We start from the raw sequence: 16062 nt of genomic DNA, 5'->3' as shown, positions 1-16062 counted from the left end.
TCGAAGCGGACCTGACGGCCGAGGCGTCAGCCGAGGACGTCGAGCCGTACGCCCGGGCGGATGCCCCACCCCGCCATCGCCCCTGCCGCCGACTCCAGGACGTGGCGCGCCCTCGGCCGGGGCGCGCCGAGTCGGCCGGGACGCATGGTGCGCACGCTCAGGACGACGAACTCGCGGTCGAGATGCGCCACGTCGATGGGAAAGCGCATCCGGAAAGTGTGGACGCTGGCGGCCGGGGTGAGGAGCAGCGCGCCGTGAACTCCGTCGCGACCCAGGAGGCCACGGGTGCGGGCGTGCCAGGAGGCGGCGATCTCCAGGGGGACCACCGGGCCGTCCGGGACGCGGAGTTGGGCCGGTCCGTCCTGCCAGTGAGCCATGGAGCAAGGTTATCCACAGGCCCCGGCGTAGATCGCCGGAAATCCGTAACCTCGGGGCATGTACTCGCTGTTGATCCTCCTCTCCGCCCTGTTCGGCGCCGCGACGGGCGCGTTGGTGCCGCGCGCTCGGTACCGGCTGTCGGTGGAGCCGGAGGAGGCGTGGCGTTCGTCCGGTCCGTGCGGGCACGCCGTCGCGGGCTGGGCCGGTCCGGCGCGCTGCCGGGTGTGCGGAGGGAGGTACGGGCCGGGGGCGCTGTGGCCCGCGCTGGTGGCGGCGCTGGTGTGCGCGGTGTCGGCGGCGGCCGTGGGCGCGCGGCCGGAGCTGGCGGTGTGGCTGGCGGCGGCCCCGGTGGCGGTGCTGCTGGCGGGGGTGGACTGGTCGGTGCGGCGGCTGCCGGACGTGCTGACGCTGCCGCTCGCGGCGGGGATGGCCGCCCTGCTGGGCGTGGCCGCGCTGATACCCGGCGCCGCGGGGGTCTGGCCGCGGTCCCTGCTGGGCGGCCTGGCGCTGGGCGGCGGCTATCTAGCCCTGCACCTGTTGCACTCGGCGGGGCTCGGCTTCGGCGACGTCAAGCTCGCGGCAGCCCTGGGCTGCGCCCTCGGCTGGTACGGCTGGTGGCCGCTGCTCCTCGGCACCCTCGCCGGCCTCCTGCTGGGCTCGGCCTACAGCTGGTGGCTGCTGGCGAGGGAAGGGCGGGGGGCGGTGATGCCCCTGGGGCCATTCATGATCGCCGGGGCTTGGCTCGGCATCCTTCTGGGTGCATGGACGGCGGGGTGATTTTCGCGGAGCCAGGTCCCGCCGGGTCCGCTTGCGGCCCCGTCTGGCCCCGTCAGGCCGATCCCCGTCAAGCCGATGATGACGTTCCGGCAACGTTTCCGGAGGAAATGGCGGGTCGACTTCCGGCCGTGCGCTGAATGGCTGGTTCTACGCCGTAGGCCCAGTGCTGGCGGGCCCGGCGCCGGGTGAAGCGACCCTGCCCGCTGGCCTGTTCAAGATCATCAAGAAGGTCACAAGTCAGCACGCCACGCACTGTCACCCCCGTTGGTGCGCGAACCACGGCCTCGAACCGGTTATGGTGGAAACCCCCCCTCGGGCCGGTCCGTATCCCCCCCACGGACCGGCCCGTTTTTCTTTCCCCTTCATCACTCTCCGTGTCGGTGTCGTTAACGCAGGGAGCAAACGGGGAAGTTGATCTAGGGAATCGGCGCGCTCCGGCCCGGAAATCCGCCGCCGCAGCCGGAAGAATCTTCCGCGCGGCCCGCAAATCTCCCGCCCCACTTCCGTGCCGGCGGAAATCAACCGCGCGCCGCCCAGATGTTGACGCCCTCCGTGTTCACCGCGAAGGTATCGATTTCGGCCAGCTCCTCCTTGGTGATCTCCGGCGCGCCGAGCGCCGCCACGTTCGCCTCCAGCTGCCGGACGCTGGAGGCGCCGATCAGCGCCGAGGTCATCCGGTCGTCCCGCAGCACCCAGTTCAGGGCGAGCTGCGCCAGCGACTGCCCGCGCCGCGCGGCGATCTCGTTCAGCCCGCGCAGCCTGCGGACCACGTCCTCGGTGAGCAGCTGGGGGTCCAGTGACGTGCCCTGCGCGGCCCGCGAGCCCTCGGGGACGCCGTGCAGGTATTTGTCGGTCAGCAGACCCTGCGCGAGCGGCGCGAAGGAGATGCAGCCCATGCCCTCCTCTTCCAGGGCGTCGAGCAGCCCGTCCTCCTCCGTCCAGCGATTGATCATCGAATAGGACGGCTGGTGGATAAGGGCGGGGACGCCCATTTCGCGCAGCAGCCGGGCGGCTTCCCGGGTCTGCTGGGCGTTGTAGGAGGACACGCCGGCGTAGAGCGCCTTGCCCTGATGGACCGCGGACGCCAGGGCGCCCATCGTCTCCTCCAGCGGCGTGTGCGGGTCGAATCGGTGCGAATAGAAGATGTCGACGTAATCAACACCCATTCGGGCCAACGACGCGTCGAGCGAGGACAGCAGGTACTTCCGCGAGCCCCATTCGCCGTACGGGCCGGGATGCATCAGATAGCCGGCCTTCGTCGACAGGATGATTTCGTCCCGGTATGGCCGGAAATCCTGGGCGAAAATCTTGCCGAAGTTCAGCTCGGCGGATCCGGGCGGCGGCCCGTAGTTGTTGGCCAGGTCGAAGTGCGTGACGCCCAGGTCGAAGGCGCGGCGCAGGGTGGCCCGCTGCGAGTCGAGGGTGCGGTCGTCGCCGAAGTTGTGCCACAGTCCCAGGGAGATGGCGGGCAGCTTGAGCCCGCTGCGGCCCGAGCGCCGGTACTCCATGGAGTCGTAGCGCGTTTCGGCCGCGCGGTAGAGCGAGGGATCGGTCATGTGCCACTGACTATCACGGTCTTGTGACAGGGCTAGTTGGGCTCTCGCGACACGCTGGCAGTAGGGTGGCGCCTTCGGGGCGACCGCCGTGGCATGGAGGGGCAGGAAGACGTGAAGTTGCGCGACCTGGTGTACAGGCTTTACGCACGCCGGGTGGAGGGCCGCCTCGACCACGCCCAGGTGCCCAAGCACATCGGCGTCATCCTCGACGGCAACCGCCGCTGGGCCCGCGCCGACGGCCGGACCACCGAGCAGGGCCACCAGGCGGGCGCCGACAAGATCCAGGAGCTGCTCGGCTGGTGCGCCGAGACCGACGTCGAGGTCGTCACGCTCTGGATGCTCTCCACGGACAACCTCGACCGGCCCGCCGAGGAGCTCAACCCGCTGCTCGGCATCATCGAGAACACCGTCCGCGGCCTGGCCGCCGACGGCCGCTGGCGCGTCCACCACGTCGGCACCCTCGACCTGCTCCCCGCCCGGACCCAGTCCGTGCTCAAGGAGGCCGAGCAGGACACCATCGACACCAAGGGAATACTGGTCAACGTCGCCGTCGGCTACGGCGGGCGGCAGGAGATCGCGGACGCGGTCCGCTCCCTCATCCTGGAAGCCGCGGAGAACGGCACCTCCCACGAGGAGCTGGCCGAGATGGTCGACGTCGACCACATCACCAAGCACCTCTACACCCGCGGCCAGCCCGACCCCGACCTCATCATCCGCACCAGCGGTGAGCAGCGCCTCTCCGGCTTCATGCTCTGGCAGAGCGCGCACTCGGAGTACTACTTCTGCGAGGTCTTCTGGCCCGCCTTCCGGAAGGTCGACTTCCTGCGGGCCCTGCGCGACTACGCGGCGCGCCACCGGCGGTACGGGGGCTGACACTCCGGCTGACGGAGCGACGACAGCGAACCCCAGGGGAACAGCAGTACGGGTAACGGCGGATCAATCGTTCAACTGCGCGTCGCATATGCCGTTGCATGGTCTCGCGGTGGAGCGGGAATATCCCCTCCAGGCCGACGGTCGGAACTGGGACCGTCGCTCTGCCAGCGGACGGCATGGGGCCGTCCGCCCGGGAGGCCCTTTGCACCAGGACGACGACCGTGCGGACCGAGCGGATGTGACTGGCCGCACGGCGGTCGCGGGGGGCCGGCAGGCCGCCCCTCAAAGGGCACGGACCCGGCCCATTCCCCGCGACCTCGTCGCGCCCTTACCTCTCCCCGAGGGGGTTCGTCCACCCGTGGTGACCAGCAAGAAGCGCCGTGTTGGCGACCGGCGCACCTATGTCCTCGACACCAGCGTGCTGCTGGCCGATCCAGGAGCCATGTCCCGCTTCGAGGAGCACGAGGTCGTGCTCCCCGTCGTGGTGGTCACGGAGTTGGAGGCCAAGAGGCACCACCCCGAGCTCGGCTACTTCGCCCGCAAGGCCCTGCGCCTGCTGGACGAGTACCGGGTGCAGTTCGGCAGGCTCGATTCGCCCATCCCGATCGGTGAGCTGGGCGGCACCCTCCGCGTGGAGCTCAACCACTCGGACCCGGGCATACTGCCGGCCGGCTTCCGCCTCGGCGACAACGACTCGCGCATCCTCGCCGTCGCCCGCAACCTCCAGGCCGAGGGGTACGACGTCACCGTCGTCTCCAAGGACCTGCCGCTGCGGATCAAGGCGTCGTCGGTGGGGCTGCTGGCCGAGGAGTACCGCGCGGAGCTCGCCATCACCGATTCGGGCTGGACGGGGATGGCGGAGCTCGCGGTCACGGCCGATCAGGTGGACGAACTCTTCGCCGCCGAGCGCGTCGACATCCCCGAAGCAGCCGAACTGCCGGTGCACACGGGGCTGGTGTTGCAGTCCGAGCGCGGCAAGGCGCTGGGCCGGGTGGCGGCGGACGGCTCGGTGCGGCTGGTGCGGGGCGACCGCGAGGCATTCGGCATCCACGGCCGCAGCGCCGAGCAGCGCGTCGCGCTGGACCTGCTGCTGGATCCCGAGATCGGCATCGTCTCCATGGGCGGCCGGGCCGGCACGGGCAAGTCGGCGCTGGCGCTGTGCGCCGGCCTGGAGGCGGTGCTGGAGCGCCGCCAGCACCGCAAGGTGATGGTCTTCCGGCCGCTGTACGCGGTGGGCGGCCAGGAGTTGGGGTATCTGCCGGGCAGTGAGGCGGAGAAGATGAGCCCCTGGGCCCAGGCGGTCTTCGACACCCTCTCCGCGGTGACGACGGCCGAGGTGATCGAGGAGGTCGTGGGCCGCGGCATGCTGGAGGTGCTGCCGCTGACCCACATCCGCGGCCGCTCGCTGCACGACGCGTTCGTGATCGTCGACGAGGCGCAGTCCCTCGAACGGAACGTGCTGCTGACCGTCCTGTCGCGGATCGGCGCCAACTCCCGGGTGGTCCTCACCCATGACGTGGCGCAGCGCGACAACCTCCGCGTGGGGCGCTACGACGGGGTGGTGGCCGTGGTGGAGAAGCTGAAGGGGCACCCCCTCTTCTCGCACGTGACGCTGACGCGTTCGGAGCGTTCGCCGATTGCGGCGCTGGTGACCGAAATGCTGGAGGACGGCCGCATCTGAGGGCTCCGGTAGGGGCTCCGGCGGATACGTCCGGTGGCAGCGCGCGGCAGGGCCGAGGAGCTTAGCCGCGCGCTGTTTCGCGGCGCGGATGTTTCCGGAAAACCGGTCGGGTAAACGGGGTGTGAGCTTTCCCACGTGACCAAGAATTGCCTCGGAGCGTGCCGTTCGGGCAGAGTCTGGGTCCTGTCAGGCCCCGCATACGGCACTTGAGCCCCTCTGGGGGTAGTGCGGAACACAATTCCACAGCGTCGCCGTATGCCGCCCGAGCACCATGCGGACCTCCTTCACGGGAGGGCCCACCGGGTCAGCGCCTCCTGTGACCAGCCGGTCGCCCGTCATTCGGGTCCGGTCCTATCGGAGGCCAGTGCCAGGGGCACGATCGCGTCCGCGAGGTCACCTATGCGGGCGATGCTGGAAGGAAACCGTGTGAGCCGGATTTCGGTCCGGGGATTCGCCGTGGCGTCCGCCACCGCGGTCACCACCGTGGGCGCCGTCGTGGGTGTCGCCGCGGGCAACGACCAAGGCACGACCGACCGGGTCGAGGCCACCGCCGCGGACACCACGCTCCTCGCGGAGATTCCCGCCGGACAGGGCGCGCAGGTCCAGACGGCTTCCCTCAAGCAGCAGGCGGACACGCAGGCCGACGCCGCCGACTCCGCTGCGAAGAAGGACGCCGAGGAGGCCGCGCGCAAGCAGGCCGCCGAGGACGCCACCGCGAAGAAGGACGCCGCGGAGGCGAAGGAGAAGAAGGCAGCCGAGGAGAAGGCCGCCAAGGAGCACGAGGACAAGGACGGCCTCACCAGCCGTTCCGCCACGCGCGACGCCTCCGACTTTGCGGTCAAGGGTTCCTACTCGGTGGCCGACGTCCAGGCGATGGCCCGGCAGATGGTTCCCGGCGACCAGTTCCAGTGCTTCAGCAACATCGTGAACAACGAGAGCACCTGGGACTACACGGCCACCAACTCCTCCTCCGGCGCGTACGGGCTCGTCCAGGCGCTGCCCGGCACCAAGATGGAGTCCGCGGGCTCCGACTGGCGCACCAACCCGGCCACCCAGATCAAGTGGGGCCTGGGCTACATGAACGAGCGCTACGGCAGCCCCTGCGGCGCCTGGTCGTTCTGGCAGGCCAATCAGTGGTACTAGGCCCTACCGGCCGTCCCACGTCTTCATCTGGCCCCCGACCTCAACCGGTCGGGGGCTTCGTGGTGTCTTGAGACAGGTAACGTCGACACGGATGGCCACGGGGGAGTGGGGTAGAGGAAGAAGAATGTCCAGATTGCCACGATGGGTCGGCGGCCTGGGGTCGGGCTTGATACGACTCGCGGAGCGGCTCGACGAGCGCAAGGCGGCGATCGCGCCGGCCGCGGACGTGGAGACGGGCGCGGTCGTCGCACCGGAGCCCGCGCCCGTGGCCGTACCCGCGGCCCGGCCCGCGCCGGACGCTCCCGCCGGCCATGTCACCACTGCACAGGCCGAGCCCGAGCACGTGCCCCCGCCGCCCAGCTACGCCCCCGCCGTCTCGGCGCGCCCCGATCCGGTGGCTGCCGTGCCCTGGTCGATGCGCGTCGCCACCGAGGTGGGCTGGCGGCTGCTGGTCCTGGCCGGGACGCTGTGGGTGCTGATGCGGGTGATCAGCGCCGTCCAGCTGGTGGTGCTCGCCTTCGTCGCGGGCCTGCTGATCACCGCGCTGCTCCAGCCCGCCGTGGCCTGGCTCAAGCGGCGTGGCGTGCCGCGGGGGCTCGCCACGGCCCTGACCTTCATCTCCGGCTTCATCATCATGGGCCTGGTGTGCTGGTTCGTGGTGTGGCAGGTCACCGATCACCTCGACGACCTGACCAAGCAGGTCCAGCACGGCATCAACGAGCTCAAGCGCTGGCTCCTCAACAGCCCGTTCCACGTCACCGAAGCCCAGATCAACAACATCGCCGACAAGCTCAGCCAGGCGATCGGCACCAACACCAAGGACCTCACCTCGGCGGGTATAGAGGGCGTCCAGGTGATCATCGAGGTGCTCACCGGCATTCTGCTGGCGATGTTCAGCACGCTCTTCCTGCTCTACGACGGCCCGCGGATCTGGGACTGGCTGCTCAAGCTGATGCCGGCCGCGGCCCGTGAGGGCGTGGCGGGCGCGGGCCCGCGCGCGTGGGCGACGCTGACCGCTTATGTGCGGGGCACGGTGATAGTGGCCCTGATCGATGCGGTCTTCATCGGCGTGGGGCTGTTCTTCCTGAAGGTGCCGATGGCGGTGCCGCTGGCCGTCTTCATCTTCCTCTTCGCCTTCATCCCGCTCGTGGGCGCCGTCGTCTCGGGCGCGCTGGCGGTCATCGTGGCGCTGGTGACGCGCGATGTGTTCACCGCGACGATGGTGCTGGTCGTGGTGCTCGCGGTGCAGCAGATCGAGGGCCATGTCCTGCAGCCCTTCATCCTGGGCCGGGCGGTGCGGGTGCATCCGCTGGCGGTGGTCCTCTCGGTCGCCGCGGGCTCGATGGTCGCGGGCATCGGCGGCGCGGTGGTCGCGGTGCCGCTGGTGGCGGTGACCAATGCGGTGGTCGGCTACCTGCGGGCGCACGCCAAGGAGCAGGCCAAGGAGAATGCGGCCCGCTCGGCGCTGGCGGTGACTCCCCAGGAGGCCCCCGCATCCCCGCCGAGACCGGGGGGCTGACCCACACACGCCAAAGCGGCCCGCGGACGATGCATGGTCCGCGGGCCGCTTTCGTTTACGGCGCTGTCAGTGAAGGGTTCTCCACCCTATCCAGACGAGAAGCGGGACGAGCAGGACGGCCAGGGCGATCGCCGCCGGGCGCCGCATGCGTGCGGATCGCATGGCGGCAACCAGTCCCGGGCCGCCCGCGCTCATCAGGTAGAAGACCCACGACCGCGCGAGTCCGCCAACCTCTGCCCAGACCATCATCGTGCACACCGACAGACCCAGGCACGCTGTCACGGTGACGATCAGCGGTCTGACCTCGAGAACCCACAGCAGGATCACGAAGCCGGCCAAGGCCACCGCGATCCAGCCGGCGATGCCCAGCTCGGGGTAGAGGGTGAGGCAGACGTCGTTGGGGTGCTGCTGGCACACGCGGGCATCGGCGGCCGTGGCCCGGCGCACTATTTCAAGATCGGCCCAGCCGATGGCCGCGCCGCTCAGGGCAGCGCCGACGACCGCCAGCCGGTCGTCCACCACGCGTCGTGCCACAGAAACCGTCCCCCTCGGAGTCCGCGCAAAAAGGTTGGGCCCACCAGCAAGATCGCTGGTGGGCCCAACCGTACCGTTTGACCGGCCGCAGGCTACTGCGCCAGCACGGCCTCGGCGTCGAGGGTGGCGCCGACGGCCTGGAGGACGGAGGCGATCTTGAATGCCTCCTGGATCGTCTCGCGGGCCACACCGGCCTTGCGCAGCACCTGCTCGTGCGAGTCGAGGCACATGCCGCAGCCGTTGATGGCGGAGACCGCCAGGGACCACAGCTCGAAGTCGACCTTCTCCACGCCGGGGTTGCCGATGACGTTCATCCGCAGGCCCGCGCGCAGGTTGCCGTACTCCGGGTCCGACAGCAGGTGCCGGGTGCGGTAGTAGACGTTGTTCATCGCCATGATGGCGGCGGCGGACTTGGCGGCCGTGTAGGCCTCCGGGGAGAGGTTGGCCTTGGCCTCCGGCTCCAGCTCGCGCAGCACGATCGGCGAACGGGTCGCGATCGCGCAGGCGAGGACGGTGCCCCACAGCTGCTGCTGCGGAAGGTCGGAGTTGCCGATGACCGAGCCGAGGTTCAGCTTCAGGTCCTTGGCGTAGTCCGGTACGGCGGACTTCAGCTCATCGAGGGCCATGGAGGATCAGCCCGCGAGAAGGGCGGCGGCGTCGAGGGTGTCCTCGCCCTTGTTCCAGTTGCAGGGGCACAGCTCGTCCGTCTGCAGGGCGTCGAGGACCCGCAGGACCTCCTTGGGGTTACGGCCGACGGAGCCGGCGGTCACCATGACGAACTGGATCTCGTTGTTCGGGTCGACGATGAAGACCGCGCGCTGGGCGTAGCCGTCCTCGCCCTCGACGCCGCAGGCCGCCATCAGCTCGTGCTTGGCGTCGGCCAGCATCGGGAAGGGCAGGTCACGCAGGTCGGCGTGGTCCTTGCGCCAGGCGTGGTGGACGAACTCCGAGTCGCCGGAGACACCGAGGATCTGGGCGTCACGGTCGGCGAACTCGTCGTTCAGCTTGCCGAACGCGGCGATCTCGGTCGGGCAGACGAAGGTGAAGTCCTTCGGCCAGAAGAAGACGACCTTCCACTTGCCCTCGTAGGTCTTGTGGTCGATCTGCGCGAAAGCCTTGTCCGCGTCGAGGTCCACACAGGCGGTCAGGTCGAACTCGGGGAACTTGTCACCGACAGTGAGCACGCGCTCTCCTTGCAACGAAGGAAATCCCGGTATGCGGGATTTCCTGCGGGTTGGACGGCTCCCACAGTGCCACAGGAGGCATTGATAGCGGAAATAGCTAGACTGGGTGGCGTTGATCGGAGGTGGTTATCAATGACGGCATCGATACCCGGGGGGAAGCCGGACGGACCGGGAGGTGCACTCCCGTGGCCCGGCACCGGAAAGGTCGCCCCGGCCAGGCCTCGCCAGCCCAGCCTCGCCCAGCTGCGCGCCTTCGCCGCCGTCGCCGAGCATCTGCACTTCCGCGACGCCGCGGCCGCCATCGGCATGAGCCAGCCCGCCCTCTCGGGGGCCGTCTCGGCGCTGGAGGAGTCGCTCGGCATCCAGCTCCTTGAGCGTACGACGAGAAAAGTGCTGCTCTCACCGGCGGGCGAGCGGCTCGCCGCCCGGGCCCGCACGGTCCTGGACGCGGTGGCCGCCCTGATGGAGGAGGCCGACGCGGCCCGCGCGCCGTTCACCGGCGTGCTGCGCCTCGGCGTCATCCCGACCGTCGCGCCCTACCTGCTGCCCGCCGTCCTGCGCCTGGTCCACGACGCCTACCCGCAGCTCGACCTCCAGGTGCACGAGGAGCAGACCTCCTCCCTGCTGGACGGGCTCACCCAGGGCCGCCTCGACCTGCTGCTGCTCGCCGTGCCCCTCGGTGCGCCCGGCGTCACCGAACTGCCGCTCTTCGACGAGGACTTCGTGCTCGTCACCCCTTGCGACCACTGGCTGGCCGGGCGCGGCGACATCCCGCGGGCGGCACTGCGCGAGCTGGACCTGCTGCTGCTCGACGAGGGGCACTGCCTGCGCGACCAGGCGCTCGACATCTGCCGGGAGGCCGGGCGCACCGAGGGCGCGCCGATGACGACCAGCGCGGCCGGGCTGTCCACGCTGGTGCAGCTGGTCGGCGGCGGCCTCGGGGTGACGCTGCTGCCGCGTACCGCGCTGCGGGTGGAGACCGGGCGCAGCGACCGCCTGGCGACGGGCTACTTCGCCGATCCGGCGCCCTCGCGGCGGATCGCCCTGGCGATGCGGTCGGGGGCGGCGCGCCAGGGGGAGTTCGAGGAGTTCGCGGCGGCGCTGCGCCGGGAGTTGCGGCGGCTGCCGGTGCGGATCGTGGGGTGAGGGCGCGACAGTAGCCGTTCACGTTCGCGAAGTCCGTGAACGGCTGTCGGCCGGTCAGCCCTCCGGCCGGTCCGGGTTCTGCTGCTTCGGTGGCCGGCCCCGGCGCCGTATCGCCCCGACGTCGCCGGGCAGCCGTCCGGCCTCGGCGAGGGCCTTGCGCAGCAGGAACTCGATCTGTGCGTTGGCGCTGCGCAGCTCGTCCCCGGCCCAGCGGGTCAGTGCGTCGTGTACGACCGGGTCGAGCCGCAGCAGCACCTGTTTGCGCTGCCGCGGCCGCCCGGCCCCGGAGGGTTCCTCCGTCACTGGTACAGCGTGCCGGTGTTCAGGACGGGCTGCGCGGCGCGGTCGCCGCAGAGCACCACCATCAGATTGCTGACCATGGCTGCCTTCCGTTCTTCGTCCAGGGTCACGATGTCCTGCTCCATGATCCGCTCCAGGGCCTGCTCGACCATGCCGACCGCGCCTTCCACGATCAGCTTGCGGGCGGCGACCACCGCGCCGGCCTGCTGCCGCTGGAGCATGGCGGAGGCGATCTCGGGGGCGTAGGCGAGATGGGTGAAGCGCGACTCGATGATGCGCACGCCCGCCGCCTGCACCCGCTCGTGCAGTTCGATCGCGAGCTTCTCGGTGATCTCCTCGGCGTTGCCGCGCAGCGACAGGGCGTCCTCGTCGTGCGCGTCATAGGGGTACTCGATGGCGATGTGCCGCACGGCCGCCTCGGTCTGGGTGGCCACGAACTCCTGGAAGTCCTCCACCTCGAACTTGGCCTGCGCGGTGTCCTCCACCCGCCAGACGACGACGGCCGCCAGCTCGATGGGGTTGCCGTAGGCGTCGTTGACCTTCATGACGGCGGTCTCGTGGTTGCGCACCCGGGTGGAGATCTTGTCGCGGCTGGTGAAGGGGTTGACCCAGCGCAGGCCCTCGGAGCGGATTGTGCCCCGGTAGCGGCCGAAGAGCTGGACGACGCGGGCCTCGCCGGGGGCGATGGTGTTCAGCCCGGACATGGCTATGAGCGAGGCCAGGCCGAGCAGGATGCCGAGGGGGATCAGCGTGGCGGCCGCGGTGTGGTTGCCGTCGGCCCTGAGCCCCGCCCCGGCGACGACGGAGCCGATGCCGGCGAGCAGGCCCACCAGCCCGAGCAGCAGCGCGAGGCCGCCGCCGATGTCATTGGCCGGGATCTCGCGGACGGGGGTCCGGGACGTGCTGCCGGGTGTGGTCTCGGACATGGGGGTCCCCCTGATTCCTCGCAGCGCGCGGCGGGTCGCCGGACGTCTGCACCGTCTAGCAAAGTGATAGCACTTTATCGCCCTGTACGGTTTTCCGCACTACGCCGTATCCGGGTTCCCGCCATCCGGGTGCTGTATGTCACGTCCGTTATTGCCGTGATCGATGGGCGTTTGGTGACAGTTGCGGTGTTAGCTTCATGAGCTGGGTTGGGGGCGGACGGACTGGAGCTGCAGGAGAGATGGGCCGAGCGGACGCGCGACGCGTGCAGAACAAGGGCAAGAAGCCAAAGAAGAAGGGCATTCGCCGGTTCTTCACCTGGAAGATGCTGCTCGCCTACTTCGTGGGGCTGATCGCCCTCGGCGTGGGTGCCTTCTGGGCGCTGTACCTCTACGTGGACGTCCCCGGTGAGGGAAACCCGGCCGCCAAGCTGCAGAGCAACATCTACAAGTCCAGCGACGGCAAGCAGATCGCGCGGATCGGCGATGTGAACCGCGAGGAAGTGCCGCTGGCGAAGATCCCCAAGGATGTCCGGTACGCCGTCATCGCCGCCGAGAACAAGACCTTCTACACCGACCCCGGCGTCGACCTGAAGGGCACCGCCCGAGGTCTGCTGAACACGCTGATGGGGCGGGGCAAGCAGGGCGGCTCGACGATCACCCAGCAGTACGTCAAGAACTACTACCTGGACCAGCGGCAGACCGTCAGCCGCAAGGTGAACGAGCTCTTCATCTCGCTCAAGGTCCAGGACAAGTTCAGCAAGGACAAGATCCTCGAGGGCTACCTCAACACCAGCTACTACGGGCGCGGCGCCTACGGCATCCAGGCCGCCTCCCGGGCGTACTACGGCAAGGACGTCGACAAGCTGTCGGTCGAGGAGGGCGCCTACCTCGCCGCCCTGCTCCAGGCGCCGAGCCAGTACGACTGGACGGCGGCCACCGACGCGGGCCGGCAGAACGCCATGAACCGCTGGAACTACGTGCTGGACAAGATGGTCGAGCAGAAGTGGCTCGACCCGGCCAAGCGCAAGCAGATGAAGTTCGAGAAGCCGGGTGACCCCAAGCCCTCCGAGGGTCTCAAGGGCCAGAACGGCTACCTCGTCGAGGCGGCCAGGCAGGAGATCATCCGCGACCTGATCAAGGAAGGCCGCAGCCCCAAGGACGCGGAGCAGGACTTCGCCGCGGGCGGCTGGACGATCACACTCAGCATCGACCCCAAGAGGCAGCAGGCGCTGGAGGGCGCGGTCAAGAACCAGCTGCTGGACCACCTGGACCCGAAGGCCCGCGAGGTCGACGGCCACGTCCAGCCCGGTGCCGTGTCCGTGGACCGCAAGACCGGCAAGATCGTGGCGCTGTACGGCGGCCAGGACTACCTCAAGCACTACACCAACAACGCCACGCGCCGTGACTACCAGCCGGCCTCCACGTTCAAGCCGCTGATCCTGGTCTCCGCCCTGGACCACAAGTCCCAGACCCAGGACGGCAAGTCGATCAGCCCGGCCACGATCTACGACGGCACCAACAAGCGCCCGGTCGTGGGCCCCGGCGGCGACGGCTACGCCCCGGAGAACGAGGACCAGTACTCCAATGCCGCGGTCACCGTCCAGGAGGCGATGAACCGCTCGGTCAACACCGTCTTCGCGCAGATGGCCGTCGACGTCGGCCTGGACAAGGTCAAGAAGACCGCCGTGGACCTGGGCATGCGGGGCGACGGCACCGGGTTCGACGCGAACCCGTCGATGGCGCTGGGCTCCATGGGCGCGAGCCCCCTGGACATGTCCGGTGTCTACGCCACCCTCGACAACCACGGGCAGAAGACCACGCCGAGCATCGTGAAGTCCGCTTCCCGGGGCGGCAAGGACTACCAGCTGCCCGACGCGGTCAGCAAGGACCGCATCGTCTCCCGCGACACCGCCGACGGCGTGACCTCCGTCCTCCAGGGCGTGGTCGACGACGGCACGGCCAACGTCGTGCAGAACGCGCAGTACCAGGTGGCGGGCAAGACCGGTACCTCCGACGACGACAAGTCGGCCTGGTTCACCGGCTACACCCCGGACCTCATCACCTCCGTCGGCCTCTTCGGTGAGGCCCCCGGCGGCAAGCAGGTCACGCTGATGGACACCGGCGGCAACGGCCGTGTCAACGGTGGTACGTACCCGGCGAAGATCTGGGCCGCGTACACCTCGAACGCCCTCGACGACGACGCCACCGCCAAGTTCGACCTGGAGACCAGCGAGCCCGCCGCGCCGGTGCTGCCGAGCAAGCCGTCCGCCGCGGCCACCCCGTCCGCGTCCGCCTCGCACTCGCCGTCGCCGTCGCGCTCCCCGCAGTCGACGCCGTCGGGCAGCGCCTCGCACACGCCGCCGTCCCACGAGCCCACGGCGGGCCCGACGCGGCACACGCCGCCGGTGACGCCCCCCGTCACCCCGCCCGTGACCCCGCCGGGGCCGACCGACGGGACGGACCCGAGGCCCAACGGAGGCCGGGCCACCGCCACCACCGGCTGACGACCGAACGACGGACGGCCGCGCCCTCCCCGCCGGGGGAGGACGCGGCCGTCCGTCGTTTCCCGAAAGACCTCAGCCGCCGTTGACCCGGCGGGAGATCCGGTCGCCGATTTCCTTGTCGATGTTGCGCCAGTACTGCAGCGCCCGGTCCAGCACCGGCCGGCTCACGCCGTTGCGCAGATGGCCGGAGACGTTGCCGACCAGCCGCTCGCGGGCCTCGTCGTCCAGGACGTGGCGCACCATCGTGCCCGGCTGGCCCCAGTCGTCGTCCTCGCGGTGCAGCTTGTACGCCTCGCGCACCATCTCGCCCGACGCCTCCCAGCCCGCGATCTCGCCGAAGCGGCCGGTGGCGGCCGCCGGGCCGCCGTAGGAGTTGGGCGCGTAGGGGCGCGCGGTGTTCGCCGGCTCGTAGCGCATCGGGCCGTCCTTGGCATACGAGTTGACGGGCGAGTGCGGCCGGTTGGGCGGCAGCTGGGTGTAGTTCGGGCCGATCCGGTAGCGGTGCGTGTCCGGGTACGAGAAGAGCCGGCCCAGCAGCATCTTGTCCGGCGACGGGCCGACGCCCGGCACCAGGTTGGACGGCTCGAAGGCCGCCTGCTCGATGTGGACGAAGAAGTCGTCCGGGTTCCTGTCGAGCGTCATCCGCCCGACCTCGATCAGCGGATAGTCGCCGTGCGGCCACACCTTGGTGAGGTCGAACGGATTGAAGCGGTAGCCCGCCGCGTCCTCGAAGGGCATCACCTGGACGTACAGCGTCCACGACGGCGCATCACCGTTTGCGATCGCGTCGTACAGATCGCGGCGATGCAGGTCGGGGTCCTCGCCCGCGAGGCGGTCGGCATCGGCCTGGGTGAGGTAGTCGATGCCCTGGTCGGTCTTGAAGTGGTACTTGATCCAGAACTTCTGGCCGCCCCCGTTGACCCACATGTAGGTGTGCGAGCCGTAGCCGTTCATATGGCGCCACGTCTTGGGGATGCCGCGGTCGCCCATCAGCCAGGTCACCATGTGCGCCGACTCGGGCGACAGCGTCCAGAAGTCCCACTGCATGTCGTTGTCGCGCAGCCCGTTGTCCGGGCGGCGCTTCTGCGAGCGGATGAAGTCCTGGAATTTGATCGGGTCGCGAACGAAGAAAATGGGCGTGTTGTTGCCCACCAGGTCGTAATTGCCGTGCGCCGTGTAGAACTTCAGGGCGAAGCCGCGCGGATCGCGCCAGGTGTCGGGCGACCCCTGCTCTCCGGCCACGGTCGAGAAGCGGGCCAGCATCTCCGTGCGCCGGCCCGGCTGGAAGACGTCGGCCTTGGTGTACTGGCTGACGTCATTGGTCACCGTGAAGGTGCCGTACGCGCCACCGCCCTTGGCGTGGACCACCCGCTCGGGGACCCGTTCCCGGTTGAACTGGGCCATCTTCTCGATCAGGTAGTGGTCCTGCAGCAGGATGGGGCCGGTATGGCCGACGGTGAGGGAATGCTCGTCGCTCTCCACCGGGATTCCGGAGTTGGCGGTGGTGTACGAGGTGCTGTGCGCCGAGTCGCTCATGGGAC

At 69.7% G+C, this 16062-nt stretch carries 15 protein-coding genes; 7 read left to right on the top strand and 8 right to left on the bottom strand.

Annotation, left to right across the window (positions count from 1 at the left end; all coding sequences use genetic code 11):
• Nucleotides 1–26: 26 nt before the first annotated feature.
• A complete protein-coding gene (locus tag FHS39_RS02825; RefSeq protein WP_184346123.1) occupies nt 27–377 on the bottom strand; it encodes a DUF192 domain-containing protein in 351 nt (116 codons plus the stop codon).
• Between the two features lie 58 nt (nt 378–435).
• On the opposite strand from FHS39_RS02825, the gene FHS39_RS02820 reads away from it, so the two are divergent.
• Nucleotides 436–1155: a prepilin peptidase gene (locus FHS39_RS02820; protein WP_184346122.1), complete on the top strand. Its 720-nt coding sequence runs from the start codon at nt 436–438 to the stop codon at nt 1153–1155.
• A 518-nt stretch (nt 1156–1673) separates the two neighbouring features.
• Here FHS39_RS02820 and mgrA read toward each other — a convergent pair.
• Complete coding sequence (gene mgrA / locus FHS39_RS02815) at nt 1674–2711, bottom strand: L-glyceraldehyde 3-phosphate reductase (RefSeq protein ID WP_184346121.1); 1038 nt, start codon at nt 2709–2711, stop codon at nt 1674–1676.
• Between the two features lie 111 nt (nt 2712–2822).
• Between mgrA and FHS39_RS02810 the strand changes: the two genes are divergently transcribed.
• The 4 genes from FHS39_RS02810 (at nt 2823) to FHS39_RS02795 (ending at nt 7927) form a co-directional block, all read left to right on the top strand.
• The gene (locus FHS39_RS02810) at nt 2823–3584 is read left to right on the top strand and encodes an isoprenyl transferase (RefSeq protein WP_343069369.1); all 762 of its coding nucleotides are present in this window, start codon (nt 2823–2825) and stop codon (nt 3582–3584) included.
• 358 nt (nt 3585–3942) lie between these two features.
• Nucleotides 3943–5265: an RNA 5'-3' helicase PhoH2 gene (gene phoH2 / locus FHS39_RS02805; RefSeq protein ID WP_184346119.1), complete on the top strand. Its 1323-nt coding sequence runs from the start codon at nt 3943–3945 to the stop codon at nt 5263–5265.
• A 426-nt stretch (nt 5266–5691) separates the two neighbouring features.
• Nucleotides 5692–6408, top strand: a complete 717-nt coding sequence (locus FHS39_RS02800; RefSeq protein WP_484600444.1) for an aggregation-promoting factor C-terminal-like domain-containing protein — start codon at nt 5692–5694, stop codon at nt 6406–6408.
• A gap of 124 nt (nt 6409–6532) precedes the next feature.
• Nucleotides 6533–7927, top strand: coding sequence for an AI-2E family transporter (locus FHS39_RS02795; protein ID WP_184346117.1), 1395 nt, complete (start codon nt 6533–6535; stop codon nt 7925–7927).
• A 66-nt stretch (nt 7928–7993) separates the two neighbouring features.
• Here FHS39_RS02795 and FHS39_RS02790 read toward each other — a convergent pair whose 3' ends face one another.
• The 3 genes from FHS39_RS02790 to FHS39_RS02780 all read right to left on the bottom strand — a co-directional run bounded on the left by FHS39_RS02790 (nt 7994) and on the right by FHS39_RS02780 (nt 9645).
• On the bottom strand, nt 7994–8461 hold the full coding sequence (locus FHS39_RS02790; protein WP_184346116.1) for a hypothetical protein: 468 nt from the start codon (nt 8459–8461) through the stop codon (nt 7994–7996).
• A 92-nt stretch (nt 8462–8553) separates the two neighbouring features.
• Nucleotides 8554–9087, bottom strand: a complete 534-nt coding sequence (locus tag FHS39_RS02785; protein ID WP_184346115.1) for an alkyl hydroperoxide reductase — start codon at nt 9085–9087, stop codon at nt 8554–8556.
• Nucleotides 9088–9093: 6 nt separating this feature from the next.
• Nucleotides 9094–9645, bottom strand: a complete 552-nt coding sequence (locus FHS39_RS02780; protein WP_184346114.1) for a redoxin domain-containing protein — start codon at nt 9643–9645, stop codon at nt 9094–9096.
• 132 nt (nt 9646–9777) lie between these two features.
• Here FHS39_RS02780 and FHS39_RS02775 point away from each other — a divergent pair, with 132 nt between their 5' ends.
• Nucleotides 9778–10791: a LysR substrate-binding domain-containing protein gene (locus FHS39_RS02775; RefSeq protein ID WP_184346113.1), complete on the top strand. Its 1014-nt coding sequence runs from the start codon at nt 9778–9780 to the stop codon at nt 10789–10791.
• A 54-nt stretch (nt 10792–10845) separates the two neighbouring features.
• Here the strand turns inward: FHS39_RS02775 and FHS39_RS02770 are convergent, their stop codons facing one another.
• Nucleotides 10846–11094, bottom strand: a complete 249-nt coding sequence (locus FHS39_RS02770; protein ID WP_184346112.1) for a hypothetical protein — start codon at nt 11092–11094, stop codon at nt 10846–10848.
• Nucleotides 11091–12017 (bottom strand): SPFH domain-containing protein, encoded by a 927-nt coding sequence (locus tag FHS39_RS02765; RefSeq protein ID WP_184346111.1) that lies wholly within the window; start codon nt 12015–12017, stop codon nt 11091–11093. Before FHS39_RS02765 ends, FHS39_RS02770 begins: the two co-directional genes overlap by 4 nt.
• A 239-nt stretch (nt 12018–12256) precedes the next feature.
• Here FHS39_RS02765 and FHS39_RS02760 point away from each other — a divergent pair, with 239 nt between their 5' ends.
• Complete coding sequence (locus FHS39_RS02760; RefSeq protein ID WP_184346110.1) at nt 12257–14521, top strand: transglycosylase domain-containing protein; 2265 nt, start codon at nt 12257–12259, stop codon at nt 14519–14521.
• Nucleotides 14522–14593: 72 nt separating this feature from the next.
• Here FHS39_RS02760 and FHS39_RS02755 read toward each other — a convergent pair whose 3' ends face one another.
• Nucleotides 14594–16057, bottom strand: coding sequence for a catalase (locus tag FHS39_RS02755; RefSeq protein ID WP_184346109.1), 1464 nt, complete (start codon nt 16055–16057; stop codon nt 14594–14596).
• Nucleotides 16058–16062: the final 5 nt, after the last annotated feature.

Source organism: Streptomyces olivoverticillatus, from assembly GCF_014203555.1.
Lineage (GTDB): Bacteria > Actinomycetota > Actinomycetes > Streptomycetales > Streptomycetaceae > Streptomyces > Streptomyces olivoverticillatus.
The sequence above is the reverse complement of the archived record's forward strand: the minus strand, read 5'-3'. Positions and strand labels throughout refer to the sequence as shown.

Coding starts and splice junctions, on each gene's coding strand:
- FHS39_RS02795 (WP_184346117.1), top strand. CDS start 6,533: ATGTCCAGATTGCCACGATGGGTCGGCGGCCTGGGGTCGGGCTTGATA.
- FHS39_RS02775 (WP_184346113.1), top strand. CDS start 9,778: ATGACGGCATCGATACCCGGGGGGAAGCCGGACGGACCGGGAGGTGCA.
- FHS39_RS02820 (WP_184346122.1), top strand. CDS start 436: ATGTACTCGCTGTTGATCCTCCTCTCCGCCCTGTTCGGCGCCGCGACG.
- FHS39_RS02760 (WP_184346110.1), top strand. CDS start 12,257: ATGGGCCGAGCGGACGCGCGACGCGTGCAGAACAAGGGCAAGAAGCCA.
- FHS39_RS02785 (WP_184346115.1), bottom strand. CDS start 9,087: ATGGCCCTCGATGAGCTGAAGTCCGCCGTACCGGACTACGCCAAGGAC.
- FHS39_RS02755 (WP_184346109.1), bottom strand. CDS start 16,057: ATGAGCGACTCGGCGCACAGCACCTCGTACACCACCGCCAACTCCGGA.
- FHS39_RS02765 (WP_184346111.1), bottom strand. CDS start 12,017: ATGTCCGAGACCACACCCGGCAGCACGTCCCGGACCCCCGTCCGCGAG.
- mgrA (WP_184346121.1), bottom strand. CDS start 2,711: ATGACCGATCCCTCGCTCTACCGCGCGGCCGAAACGCGCTACGACTCC.
- FHS39_RS02825 (WP_184346123.1), bottom strand. CDS start 377: ATGGCTCACTGGCAGGACGGACCGGCCCAACTCCGCGTCCCGGACGGC.